The sequence below is a fragment of the Pseudoramibacter porci genome, assembly GCF_009696145.1.
Taxonomy (GTDB): Bacteria; Bacillota; Clostridia; order Eubacteriales; family Eubacteriaceae; genus Pseudoramibacter; species Pseudoramibacter porci.
Window position 1 is genome coordinate 45,731 of sequence record NZ_VUMO01000003.1, and the last position, 12,201, is coordinate 57,931.

The 12,201-nt window shown below is 51.4% G+C and carries 11 protein-coding genes; 5 read left to right on the forward strand and 6 right to left on the reverse strand.

What is annotated here, in order from left to right; genetic code table 11:
• Positions 1-5 precede the first annotated feature (5 nt).
• The 4 genes from FYJ52_RS03215 to FYJ52_RS03230 all read right to left on the reverse strand — a co-directional run bounded on the left by FYJ52_RS03215 (position 6) and on the right by FYJ52_RS03230 (position 4,760).
• Entirely contained in the window at positions 6-851 is an 846-nt protein-coding gene (locus FYJ52_RS03215) for an AP2/ERF family transcription factor (protein ID WP_154575828.1), read from the reverse strand.
• 138 nt (positions 852-989) lie between these two features.
• The gene (locus tag FYJ52_RS03220) at positions 990-1,649 is read right to left on the reverse strand and encodes a recombinase family protein (RefSeq protein ID WP_328598753.1); all 660 of its coding nucleotides are present in this window, start codon (positions 1,647-1,649) and stop codon (positions 990-992) included.
• A 310-nt stretch (positions 1,650-1,959) separates the two neighbouring features.
• Positions 1,960-3,129, reverse strand: a complete 1,170-nt coding sequence (locus FYJ52_RS03225; protein WP_154575829.1) for an acyl-CoA dehydrogenase family protein — start codon at positions 3,127-3,129, stop codon at positions 1,960-1,962.
• Between the two features lie 194 nt (positions 3,130-3,323).
• Entirely contained in the window at positions 3,324-4,760 is a 1,437-nt protein-coding gene (locus tag FYJ52_RS03230) for an FAD-binding oxidoreductase (RefSeq protein ID WP_154575830.1), read from the reverse strand.
• Positions 4,761-5,051: 291 nt separating this feature from the next.
• On the opposite strand from FYJ52_RS03230, the gene FYJ52_RS03235 reads away from it, so the two are divergent.
• Positions 5,052-6,269: an FprA family A-type flavoprotein gene (locus FYJ52_RS03235; RefSeq protein WP_154575831.1), complete on the forward strand. Its 1,218-nt coding sequence runs from the start codon at positions 5,052-5,054 to the stop codon at positions 6,267-6,269.
• A gap of 151 nt (positions 6,270-6,420) precedes the next feature.
• On the opposite strand, the gene FYJ52_RS03240 is transcribed toward FYJ52_RS03235, so the two are convergent.
• Complete coding sequence (locus tag FYJ52_RS03240; RefSeq protein WP_154575832.1) at positions 6,421-7,983, reverse strand: L-lactate permease; 1,563 nt, start codon at positions 7,981-7,983, stop codon at positions 6,421-6,423.
• A 233-nt stretch (positions 7,984-8,216) separates the two neighbouring features.
• On the opposite strand from FYJ52_RS03240, the gene FYJ52_RS03245 reads away from it, so the two are divergent.
• The 4 genes from FYJ52_RS03245 (at position 8,217) to surE (ending at position 11,492) form a co-directional block, all read left to right on the forward strand.
• The gene (locus FYJ52_RS03245; RefSeq protein WP_154575833.1) at positions 8,217-8,963 is read left to right on the forward strand and encodes a FadR/GntR family transcriptional regulator; all 747 of its coding nucleotides are present in this window, start codon (positions 8,217-8,219) and stop codon (positions 8,961-8,963) included.
• A 147-nt stretch (positions 8,964-9,110) separates the two neighbouring features.
• On the forward strand, positions 9,111-9,794 hold the full coding sequence (locus FYJ52_RS03250; RefSeq protein WP_154575944.1) for a YARHG domain-containing protein: 684 nt from the start codon (positions 9,111-9,113) through the stop codon (positions 9,792-9,794).
• A gap of 11 nt (positions 9,795-9,805) precedes the next feature.
• On the forward strand, positions 9,806-10,624 hold the full coding sequence (locus FYJ52_RS03255) for an N-acetylmuramoyl-L-alanine amidase family protein (protein ID WP_205960747.1): 819 nt from the start codon (positions 9,806-9,808) through the stop codon (positions 10,622-10,624).
• A 61-nt stretch (positions 10,625-10,685) separates the two neighbouring features.
• The gene (gene surE / locus FYJ52_RS03260) at positions 10,686-11,492 is read left to right on the forward strand and encodes a 5'/3'-nucleotidase SurE (protein WP_154575835.1); all 807 of its coding nucleotides are present in this window, start codon (positions 10,686-10,688) and stop codon (positions 11,490-11,492) included.
• 62 nt (positions 11,493-11,554) lie between these two features.
• Here the strand turns inward: surE and FYJ52_RS03265 are convergent, their stop codons facing one another.
• Positions 11,555-12,034 carry a MarR family winged helix-turn-helix transcriptional regulator gene (locus tag FYJ52_RS03265; protein ID WP_205960748.1) on the reverse strand — a complete coding sequence of 160 codons (480 nt, stop codon included), beginning with the start codon at positions 12,032-12,034 and terminating at the stop codon, positions 11,555-11,557.
• Between the last annotated feature and the right edge of the window lie 167 nt (positions 12,035-12,201).

A 12,201-nucleotide genomic window follows, 5' to 3' on the forward strand; every position in this document is an offset into this window, starting at 1 on the left:
TCAAATTATTTTTCAGTTGCTTGTTCATATTTGTCCAAAAATGGTTGATGGTACCTTTTAACCCCTTCCCGTCTTGCTTTGACTGCTTCTTCCAAAGTTGGATAAGTCCCTAAATAATATCGAACTTTATTCAGCGTAATGCTCGCCCGATATGTACCTTGGCTGGTCCGAAAAACACCGGTATAACCTGTTTTATTGTCGATACGCTTTTTTCTTTTTAAGAATTCAACACAGCTGTTCTCAACAAAATGCAGGTTATCGCGAAGTTTTTTCCCATTTTCCTCTCGGACATGACCGCAGCTGACCGTATGTCCATGTAAAAGCGCATCTTCGGTAAAATCCTTTTCTTTCCCGCAGGTACAGCGGCAATGCCAGATTGCACTCCCTTTTTTGTCTCTTTTATCAGTCAAGTGCAATGCCGTAAGTTCACCAAACGTCTTACCCGTTAAATCCAGAGGGTGTCCTTTCTTTTTATTTGTACCGCACCCGCATCCGCAATCACGGCGATGTCCGCGCACCAGATACCTTTCGTTCACTTCACATACTTGTCCGCAGCTGCAGCGGCATGTCCAGATGATTGAACCATCAGATCCTCTTTTATCTGTTGGCGACAAGGCAAGAAGCTCGCCAAACTGCATGCCTGACAAATCTCTATATTTTTTCTGATTTTGTCTCATCAAACAGCCACAGCTTTTGGTTCTGCCGCTAACGAGATTGGTGTAATAGACCGACGTATCTTTTCCACAGTCACAGCGACAACGGCATTTCTTTGCGCCTTTTTTTGTGCGGAAGATGTCCAGCACGGTCAGCTTCCCAAACTTTTTCCCGATCAAATCTTGGTTATTTGTCATCAGTCTTTTTCCTTTCCCTTTTTAATGGGAAATCTGTCAAAAAAAGCAGACATTATTTCACACAGCTAATTTGCTACTAATTTTTAGAATTTTCCATATTTCTCTCTAAATTTTACTTGTTTTATTTTTTTTATTATCTTAACACCCTTTGTTAATAATGTCTACTTTTTTTGACATTTTTTTCTTTTTTTCTTGCCTTTTTAGCCAATTCCGCAAAGTAGAATAGCTGACGCCAAGAATCCTAGCGCCCTTGCGCAAGCTCATTTTTTTCTTTCTGACTTTGTCGGCAATATCATCAAATTGATCTGGAATAGGAATTCGTGGCCTTCCAAATCGAGCGCCCCGCTTTTTCGCTTCTCGAATGCCTTCCAACTGCCGCTGATGTGTATTCTCCCTCTCAACCTGGGCCACGTAGGAAAGGATCTGAAGAACCAAATCCGCAACAAATTTTCCAGTTACTCCACCGATCGCACGGCGCGTATCAAGCAGTGGAAAGTCCAATACAATCACATCGGCTTTTTTTACTTTTGTCAAAATACGCCATTGTTCTATTATGTCGTCGTAATTGCGACCCAAACGATCAATGGACTTGATGTATAATTCATCGTGCGCTTGTATTTTTTTGATTAATTTCTGGTACCCCGGTCGGTCAAAATCTTTTCCGGATTGCTTATCAATAAATAAATTATTTTTTTTAATCCCGATTTGACTTAACGCCGTGATCTGCCTAGCTAAATTTTGATCTTTACTGGATACTCTCGCATATCCATACTGATGTGCCTGTTTACTTCTCATCATATTCTCAACCTTCCCTCTTAATTACATCATCAAATTGCTGCTCTTTTGTCGATTCATTATTTATCTTGGACATAAAAAAAGACCCCTCCATGTCGTGTCTATTTGCAAGTATTACAACTCGATTTTTAGACAAAGAGACGTCTCAATACTGTAGACAATTAACCTACACACCAAAACGGTGAAGAAGAAGAGATAGCTTCGAAGAGCTTCTTATTACTATTGCCTTTTATTTTTCTGTAAAGATAAAGGTAAGCAAATATAAAAAGAGCCGGTGCATTGCACCGACTCCTGATGATCGATATAAACGAGATTAGAATCTGCCGATTGTGTTGTTTGCGGTGACGATTCTCTGGATTTCGTTGGTCCCTTCGAAGATCTGGAAGATCTTAGCGTCGCGCATGAGTTTTTCAACCGGGTATTCACGGCAGTAGCCGTAGCCGCCGAACATCTGAACCGCTTCAGTGGTGATTTCCATTGCCGCGTCAGAAGCGAAGCATTTTGCCATAGCCGCTTCTTTGGTGTAGCGTTTGCCCTGATCCATCAATGTCAGTGCGTAAGCGTTGAGCTGACGAGCTGCTTCGATCTTGATCGCCATATCAGCAATCTTGAACTGCATTGCCTGGAATTTCAGGACTGAACGGCCGAACTGCTGACGTTCTTTACAATATGCGATGGCTTCGTCCATTGCTCTCTGAGCGATACCGACGGAGACAACACCCATCCAAGCACGTGCCTGGTCGAGGGTTTCCATTGCGATCTTGAAGCCTTCGCCTTCAGCGCCGAGGAGGTTTTCCTTCGGAACGCGGACGTCTTCGAAGATAACTTCTGCTGTGTTGGACAGACGGATCCCCATCTTGTCTTCTTCTTTACCTGTTGACAGGCCCGGTGTGCCCTTTTCAACCAAGAAGATGGACATGCCGTGGTGTGTGCCCTTGGATTTATCAGTCATGGCTGTGACGCAGTAGAAATCTGCGATCCCGCCGTTGGTGATGAAGCATTTTGTCCCGTTGATGATGTAATCATCGCCGTCTTTAACTGCTGTGGTTTTGCCAGCAGCCGGGTCAGAACCTGCACCAGGTTCAGTCAGGGCAAATGCGCCGAAACCGCCGTTGCAGAGGATGTCGCAAACGCGGGATTTCTGTTCGTCGTTGCCGGCGATCAGAACAGGTTTGGTCCCAAGGCCAGAAGCGGAGATGGTCGTTGCGAAGCCGGCATCTGCTCTTGCCATTTCTTCGAAAAGTGCCGCGATATCGACACGGGACATCCCTTCTTCATCGTCCGGACCGGAAATTTCCATTCCGCCGTATTCTGTCGGAACTTCCAAAATGTTCAGGCCCATTTCCTTAGCCTTGTCGTACATTTCGGTTGGGAATTCGCCTGATCTGTCGTAATCCTTTGCCTGTTCGATGACTTCTCTTTCGCAGAATTCATGAACGTCGTTCAATAAGTCCTTCGCCTGGTCAGAAATTTGATAAGCCATGTTTTAGTTTCCCTTCTTCTCTTTAAAATTTTCTCTTTTCAAATTTTTCCGCAAAATTTATAAAAAAGTTCTGTCAATCCGGAATGAGAAGGTTCCGAATTAACAGAACATATTATATCACAGATTTTTCGTGTTGAAAAGTAAACTGTGAAATATTTGTCAATTTATTAAATTTATCTTTAAAAAGATAATATTTAGTCATCGGCTTCCGGATCGAAGCAGACTTTGCCCGGGTTCATGATCATGTTCGGGTCAAAGACCTTCTTGATGCCGCGCATGAGTTCCATGTTCTTTTCACCGACCATGTTCTTCAAGTATTTCATCTTGCCCATGCCGATGCCGTGTTCACCGGAGATCAAGCCGCCGAGTTCGACGCATTTGTTGTAAACCTTGGTCATGAATTCGTCGGATTCTTTCATGAAGGCTTCCTTGTCGTCGCCGTTGGAGCACAGGTAGATGTGCAGGTTGCCGTCGCCAGCGTGGCCGAAGTCTTTGATTTCGTAATCTTTGCCTTCGCCTAAGGATTTCGCGTAGATCAAGAATTCCGGAATCTTGGTGATCGGCACGACGACGTCACATTCGTCGAGCAGCTTGGTGCTTTCTTCGATGGTTTCAAGCAGCGCAGAGCGGATGGCCCATGCGTCTGCGAGCAGTCTCGGGGTGTCGGCGACGAGCACGTCCAGAGCGCCCGCTTCGAGCACGACTTCCGATGCCTTTTCGATCTTGTCCATCAATTCGTCTTCGTCGTTGCCGTCGAAGGTAGCCAGAACGTACGCTGCAACTTCAACGCCGTCCATTTCCGCTGGATAAACGTCTTTTTCGAGGGACTTCTGAGTCGCCATCGTGACGTCTTTTTCCATAAATTCGAGGGCCTGGGGATCGAGGTGTGCCTGGAACAGTTTCGGCACGGAACCGATGGCTTCTTCGATGCTCGGATAAGGAATGATCATGGACATGGTGGCCTGTGGCGCGACGACGACTTTCATCGTCATTTCGGTGACAATGCCGAGGGTCCCTTCAGCGCCGACGATCAAATTCATCAAAGAATAACCGGAGCTGGTCTTTGCGACGGTTGCGCCTTCTGTGACGACTTCCCCAGTCGGCAGAACGACGGTCAGTGAGCGGACGTAGTCGCGGGTGCAGCCGTATTTAACCGCGCGCATCCCACCGGCGTTGGTGGAGACGTTGCCGCCGACAGTTGCAAATTTTTCACCAGGATCTGGCGGATACATCAAGCCGTGCGTCAGGGCATCCTGTGCGAGATCGTTCAGGAGCACACCCGGCTGAATGCGGACGACTAAATTTTCTTCGTCATACCCGAGGATTTTGTTCATCTTCAGGGTTGAGATCATGACACCTTTTTTCACGGAAACCGGTGCGCCAGTTAAAGCGGTGCGGGCACCTGACGGCGTAATTGGAATTTTGTTTTCGTTACAGATTTTGACGACAGCTGCCACTTCTTCAGTGGTTCTTGGTTCGACAACAACATCCGGGTATTCCTGCCCGTAAATGCGCATTTCGTCATGGGCGAAATCTTCGTTAATGTCTTCCCCCAAAATGACATGGCCATTCGCCGCTTCTTTAATCTGTTCGATAATTTCCGGTGTGACCGGGTTGTACGTGTAGCTCATTTAGCTTCCTCCTCTTACTATCCAACAAATACACTTTAAATCATGCTAACGGTCAAATTCACAAATTGGTCTGACCACTTCCCTTATTATAATGTAAACCTGTTCTGAAATCAAGTTATTCGTCACAAATTGTCCAATTATTTTTGGGATGCTTACTCTTTTTTGTGAAATCGTTTGTTGTCCATATTTTCCTTTATTATATCTTCTTTTTCCACATTTGACCAGAAAAAATTGACAAATCATGATAAAATAAGGGCGATATGAATTTAGTTAATATTTTGGAGGTCAACTATGTACAATATTCGCAAAATCGATGACGATTTAACCTTCGTCGGCGTCAACGACAGACGGTTAAACCTCTTCGAAAATGTCCACCCGCTGCCGGAGGGCGTCTCTTACAATTCATACCTGCTGAAAGATAAAAAAAACGTGCTCTTCGACACGGTAGATTGGTCCTGCGGGCGCCAGTTCTTTGAAAACGTCGAAGCGGCGCTGGACGGTCAGGATCTCGACTACATCGTCGTCCACCACGCAGAACCCGATCACGCCGCCACCTTAGATGAAATTCTCATCCGCTATCCGAAAGCCAGGGTGTTGTGCTCAGCCAAGGCCAAGACCTTCCTCGAACAATTCGGCCACGACGTCGCCAACCGCGTCGACACTGTCAAAAACGGCGACACCGTCTCCTTCGGCAAACACGAACTGACTTTTATCGCCGCGCCGATGGTGCATTGGCCGGAAGTCATGGTCTCCTTCGACTCAACGACGGGCACCCTGTTTTCCGCCGATGCCTTCGGCTCTTTCAAAACCCTCGACGGCGTTTTGTTCGAAGATGAAATCAACGGCGCTGAAGAAATCGCTTGGCTCAACGAAGCCCGCCGCTATTACACCAACATCGTCGGCAAATACGGCAAAAACGTTCAGATGCTTCTGAAGAAAGCTGCTGGCCTCGACATCAAAATGATCTGCCCGCTCCACGGCGTAATTTGGCGCCATGACATCGCCCGCTTCATCGAAAAATACGATTTGTGGAGCCGCTACGAGCCAGAACACTTAGGCGTCGTCATCGCCTGCGGCTCCATGTACGGCAACACCGAACAAGCGGCTGATATCCTGGCCAACGCGCTGGTGCAGCGCGGCGTGAAGCGTGTCCGCTTCTTCGACGTCTCCAAGACCCACCCATCCTACGTCATCGCCGCCATTTTCAGATACTCCCATTTGGTCATCGCCTCGCCGACTTACAACCTCGGCATTTACCCGCCGGTGCACAATTTGATCGACGATATGAAAAACCTGAACATCCAGAACCGGACCATCTCGATCGTCGAAAACGGCAGCTGGGCGATCAAATGCGGCACCCTAATCGGGGAAGAATTGGAAGGCTTGAGCGACTGCTCGATTCTCGGCAACCGCGTCACCCTCAAATCATCGGTATCCGAAGACAACCGCGAAAGCCTGATCGCGCTGGCTCAAGCCATCGCCGACGATATTTACGCAAAAAAGAATTAAGCGGTGATGTGCGGACTTTCGCATGTCGTCAGCCTAAGCAAGTCTCACGGCACAAAAAAACATCCCCGTATCGAATCGATACGGGGATGTTTTGCTATAGGTGTAAAAAATAAGCAAATCTTTTAAGTATACTTTGGATTTTACGCGCTGTCTAGTGAATGACCAGTCCGATCATCGGGAATACAAAACAGATAATCCCGGCGAGGACCACGAAGAGCAGGCAGTATTTCGCGACCTTGCGAAGCACAACGCTTTCCGATCCAGCCAAGGCAACGGCCGATGTCCCGATGGCGATGCCCTGCGGGCTGATCATCTTGCCGATACCAGCGCCCAATTCGTTCGCTGCGCACAGCCAAGCCGGGTTGGCGCCGATGGCCTGTGCCGTCTGGCGCTGCAGATCTCCAAACAGCACGGACGTCGAGGTCCCGGAGCCGGTGACAAAGGCGCCGATCGTCCCGATCAACGGCGAGATCAGCGGGAAGGCGGTTCCCGTTGCGGCGACGAGGACGGCGGCGATTTCGCCGGTCATGCCGCTGTGGGTCATGATCTTCGCCAGCGCAAGCACCGAGCAGATCGTCACGATGGTTTTCCAGTTGCCGGTGACGGTCTTCACAAAGACCCGCCCGAGGGTTGAGCCCTTGGCGCCCTGGGCCAGGCCGCCGATGATGGCGGCGATGAAGATCAAAACACCCGGCGTGTTAATCCAAGTGAAAGTCAACGGCGATGCGCCCTTACCGTTATAAATCGTCACCGCCGACGCCACCTTCGAAAGCGGATCGTGAATGACGGGCACCAAACTTGAGGTGAAGACCAAAATCACAAAAATTAAAATGAACGGGAGCCACGCGTTAACCGCTGCGGCCACAGTGAGTTTTTCTTTCGCGCCTTTCCCATCTTTCTGTTGAATCGTGCTGTAAGCTTCGGGCACTTCGCGGCCGCGCATTTTCCGCGCCATCAAAACGGTCACAGCCATGCAGACGATAGAGCCGACGATGTTGGGCAATTCCGCGCCGACGAAACGGCCGACGATGAAGCACGGCAGTGTGAAGGCCAGAGACGAGACCAGAGTGATGCCCCAGACGCCTTTCATAGCTTTCGCGCCCTTACCGAGAATCATAACCGCGATGATCGGCGAGATGAACATGATCAGACATTCGATGAGTGCGACGTTCGCAGAAAGGGTCGTCGCGCTTAAACCGGTAACGGCCGCCATGGTCGTCGTTGGAACCCCGACCGAACCGAAGGCCGTCGGCGTCGAATTGATCACCAGACAGGCCACAACCGTCGGGATCGGATCGAAGCCCAGCCCGACGAGAATGGAAGCCGGAATCGCAACGGCGGTCCCGAAGCCGGCCATCCCTTCCATAAAGTTGCCGAAACCCCAGGCGATGATCAAAAGCAGGATGCGCTGATCGGTCGAGACCGACGCGAGCATCGCCTTGATTTTGTCCATCGCGCCGGTTTCCAGCGTGATATTGTAAGTAAACAGCGCCGCGATAATGACCAGAATAATCGGCCACAATGCATTGAGCGCGCCTTCCAGAGCCGCAGTCGCGACGTTAGAGCCAGAACTTCCGAAGGAAACCATTGCGATCACCGCGCCAATCACGAGCGCGATCACACAGGCCCAGTATCCCGGCATTTTCATTACCGCGAGAGCGATAATCAGCCAGATAATCGGAATCAAAGCCAACAGAAACAAACCAAAATTCATATTTCCCCCTTTTCTCGGCAGCCTCGCACCTGTAAACGACTACCGACACTTTAAGTATAAAGTGGTCTGACCAATTTGTCAATTGCAATTTCTCCGAAATTTGAAATTTTCTATCTTTTTAGAACAAAATATTCACTATCTTGATGACGGTTTTGATTTACAATAAAGTTTATTAATCACGATCCCTTGGATTTGCAAAAACAAAGCCAATTGAAAACATAAAGGAGAAAACTGTGAGCGACAAAAAACAAAACGCATCCCGCGCCTTTCAGACCGTCATCCGGCGCATCCAGCACGACATCCAGAGCAAAACACTGCGCCCGGGCGACCGGCTCGCGCCGGAGCGCCAGCTCGCGGAAAACTTAGGCGTCTCCCGGGCGACCATCCGCGAAGCCATCCGCGCCCTGGAAATGATCGGCCTCGTCGTCAGCCGGCAGGGCGAAGGCAATTTCATCAGCGACCGCATGGATTTGGCGCTGCTCCAGCCGATGACCATCTCGTTCTACCTCGGCGGTGGCTCCCTCTACGACATTCACCACTTCAGACAAAGCCTCGAAGTTGAAGCCACCGGGCTCGCGGCCGTCGCCCCCTCCCCATCTTTCGCCGCTCATCTCACCGCCCTCGCCGACCAGATGGAAATCGCGCCGGACATCGACACCTCGGCAGCCCTCGACGACGACTTTCACCAATCCATCGCCGCCGCGTCCGACAACTGCCTGATCCGCGACGCCTTGACCGCCGCGACCAATCTCTTGGAAACCGTACGCTACCAAGCCCGCATCGCCATCATCACACGGGAAAAGGACGAAGGCAACGCCCTCTATTTCCAGCATCGGCGCATCGCTGACGCCATCGCCGAAAAGGACCCGATCCTCGCGCGCAAACGCATGCTCGAGCACATGCTCTACGTCGAGGATTTTCTCTCCGACATTTCGCCGGACAAGCTGCCCGATCTGGCACAGCTGCCTCCCGAGAAATAAGCGTTAACCTTGACATCAACCGGCTTCCCGCCGGTTTTTATTTTGCCTCTTTTCCTCTAGATTTCACCCGCGGCACCCGGTCTTTATGCTATAATTAATTTAACTTATTGAAGTTCAATAAAATTCACCGATCAAAAAGGAGTCCCTATGAAATGCACGCATTGCGGCGCCGATCTGGACGACCGTTCACCCTATTGCCCGGTCTGCGGCGCACCCAATCCCTACGGCGCGTCATCGGACGACGACTTGTACGCCGAGACCGACGACTTAACCGAATACGCTCAGGCTCAGCAGCCGCCAAAGCGGGAAAAGGCATCGCGTACCAGCAACATCCTGGTCATTGTCGTCGCCATCGTCTGTGCCGTGGCCGTCGGCGTTGCGGCTCGGTATTTCTTATTGGTCAAACCTGGCCATTCCGGTGGAAGCCAAAGCGCCGGCACATCCCAGTCTGCATCCTCGGAAAGCGGCACGTCGCCGTCAAAGAGCCGCAAATCGACCGCGTCGTCCTCTTCCTCATCCTCTTCGTCGTCAGATTGGATGAACCGGACCTACATCCTTCCCAATTCGACAACGGAATACCTGTCTTCCAGCGACATTGCCGGTTTTTCTAACAAAGAATGCAACTACGCCCTCAACGAAATCTACGCCAGGGAGGGCCGGCGCTTTAAGGCGGTGGAACTGCAGCGCTATTTTAACAGCAAAAGCTGGTACGACGGGACCATCGACCCGGACGACTTCGACGACAACTACGCCCTGACAGACGTCGAACGGGCCAACGTCGAGCTGCTGAAACAAGCGATGGAAGACCGCGGCGGCTACACACCGGAATGAGGAGGCACCTGATGAAACATCAAAATCTGATCATCGGTGTGCTCATTGCCGTCATCGCCGTCGCAATCGGCGCCGTCGCCTACGATATCCATGCCAGAAGCGCCGCCGTCTCTTCGAAAACCTCCCAAAAAACGGCGGCCGCCGAAACTTCCAAGACAGAAACCTCCCAGAAGACGTCTGCCGCATCGGACCAAAGCGCCAATCAAAAGACCATCGTCCTCGATCCGGGGCATTCCGCCGTCATGCCCTCGGGCAGCGAGCCCGTCGGCCCGGGCGCCGGCGAAAACAAGGCCAAGGACATGGTCGGCACCAAAGGCGTCGCCACCGGCGTGACCGAGTACGACTTCATGCTGAGTCTCGCGAACAAGCTCAAGCCCGAGCTGGAAAAACGCGGCTACAAAGTCGTGCTGACCCGCACCGACAGCCAGTCCGCCCACTCCTGCACCCAGCGGGCGCAGGTAGCCAACGACAACCATGCCGACGCCTTCATCCGGCTGCACGCCAACGCCGCCGAAAGCCCCGCGCCGAACGGCGCCATGACCATCAACATCACAGCGCACAGCCCGTACACCCCGTCGACCTACAGCCAATGCCGCAAGCTCTCGGACTGCGTCCTCAACGCGTACTGCAGCGCCACCGGCGCGAAGCGCGAAGGCGTCGTCGAGCGCGACGACTTGACCGGCAACAACTGGGCGAAGGTGCCGACCACCCTCATCGAGGTCGGCTACATGACCAACCCGGACGAAGACAAGCGCATGCAGACCGACGCCTACCAGGCCAAAATGGTCCAGGGCATCGCGAACGGCATCGATCAGTTTTTCAAAAACTAACTGCCAATTCAATTTCGATTTTTCTATTTGTGTTCTCCATTTGACCAGAAAGGACGTTATCATGAAAATATTACTCTCCAACGACGACGGCTTCGACGCGCCGGGCATTCACGCCCTGGCCGCCGAAATGAAAAAGCTCGGCGAAATTGTCGTCGCCGCCCCGGCGGAACCCCAGTCCGCCAAATCCCACGCCAAAGCGGTCCGCGGACAGCTCAAAGTCCACGCCGAACCTTTCGAGCCGGAAGATCCCGCTCTTCAAAAGGGCTACCGCGTCTTCGGCACGCCCTACGACTCGGTCGACGTCGCCCTCAGGGCGATCCTGACCGACCCGGAAACCCGGCCCGATCTCGTCGTCACCGGCATCAACCACGGCTCCAACGTCGCTTACGACATCCTCCACTCGGGGACCATCGGCGCGTCGTCAGCCGCGTATTTCAACGGGGTGCCCGTCATCGCCATGTCGTTAAACGGCGGCAGCCGCTACGACTACACCTACTCGGCAAAATACGCATTGAAGGCGGCCAAATGGTTTGTCAATCAGCCCGACAACCGCGACTACATCCTCTCGATCAACACGCCCAACTGCCCCGACGCCGACATCAAGGGCACCATCGTCTCCCGAATGGGGCACCGCCACAATTACACCAACTCCTACGCGAAAACCCTCGGCGAAGACGCCGACACGATGTACTTCGACATGAAGGTCGCGCCCAATCACGCCGACAGCGCCGAAGATCTGAGCTATGACGATTACGCGGTCAACCACAACTACGTCGTCGTCACGCCCCTCGACATGGACGTGACCGATTACAGCCACATCGAACGGTTCATCGCTGTCGCCGACACCGACTTAAGTCCGATTCTTTAGATTGTTGCCGCGTTTTAGCGCAAAAACACAACACCTGACTCGTGAGAATCAGGTGTTGTGTTTTATGGATTATCGTCCGCTTTGATTTCTTCCATGGTGTGCCAAAGCTCCCGAAGCAGGGCGATGAGCTGGTCTGATTTTTCCTGCCCCATGCGGCTGGCCGCTTCGTTGAGGGGCGTGTCGAGAAACAAGCGATGCTTGATCATCGTGTCCCTGGCGTGGTCGGTCAATTCGAGGAAAACGGTGCGGCGATCCCTTTGGCTCGGCACCCGCGTCACGTAATCCTTTTCCTCCAGCACCCGCACAATCTGCGACATGTTGGATTTGGTGCAGTGATTGGCCCGGCTGAGGGAAGACACCGTCGTTTTCGCGCCTTGTTCGCCCGCCCGCAGAATCTGAAGAAAAGCGACGAATTCACCGTAACGCAGTTCCATCAAATCCGCCTTTTCTCTCAAATACTGGGCGATGCTGCCTTTGTTCAGTGTCAGCACCAGTTTGATAAATTCCGGTCCGAAGCACTTCATTTCGTCAACTGTGTCCATATTTCCCCCCGCATCAAGCATTACATATTTATAAGTCTGTTTAAATAATAAACCTTTCATCCCATTTATTCAAGACTTAATCAATAAATTCAAATTGTACGCTTTAACCAAAATATTACTGGAAAAATCCCTTACAAATTTCAGATAAAATGTGTATTATAGTCAGC

Bases quoted from the DNA above. Each gene is read 5' to 3' on its own strand.
- FYJ52_RS03215 (WP_154575828.1), bottom strand. From the start codon at position 851: ATGACAAATAACCAAGATTTGATCGGGAAAAAGTTTGGGAAGCTGACC.
- FYJ52_RS03220 (WP_328598753.1), bottom strand. From the start codon at position 1,649: ATGATGAGAAGTAAACAGGCACATCAGTATGGATATGCGAGAGTATCC.
- FYJ52_RS03225 (WP_154575829.1), bottom strand. From the start codon at position 3,129: ATGGCTTATCAAATTTCTGACCAGGCGAAGGACTTATTGAACGACGTT.
- FYJ52_RS03230 (WP_154575830.1), bottom strand. From the start codon at position 4,760: ATGAGCTACACGTACAACCCGGTCACACCGGAAATTATCGAACAGATT.
- FYJ52_RS03235 (WP_154575831.1), top strand. From the start codon at position 5,052: ATGTACAATATTCGCAAAATCGATGACGATTTAACCTTCGTCGGCGTC.
- FYJ52_RS03240 (WP_154575832.1), bottom strand. From the start codon at position 7,983: ATGAATTTTGGTTTGTTTCTGTTGGCTTTGATTCCGATTATCTGGCTG.
- FYJ52_RS03250 (WP_154575944.1), top strand. From the start codon at position 9,111: ATGAAATGCACGCATTGCGGCGCCGATCTGGACGACCGTTCACCCTAT.
- FYJ52_RS03255 (WP_205960747.1), top strand. From the start codon at position 9,806: ATGAAACATCAAAATCTGATCATCGGTGTGCTCATTGCCGTCATCGCC.
- surE (WP_154575835.1), top strand. From the start codon at position 10,686: ATGAAAATATTACTCTCCAACGACGACGGCTTCGACGCGCCGGGCATT.
- FYJ52_RS03265 (WP_205960748.1), bottom strand. From the start codon at position 12,034: ATGGACACAGTTGACGAAATGAAGTGCTTCGGACCGGAATTTATCAAA.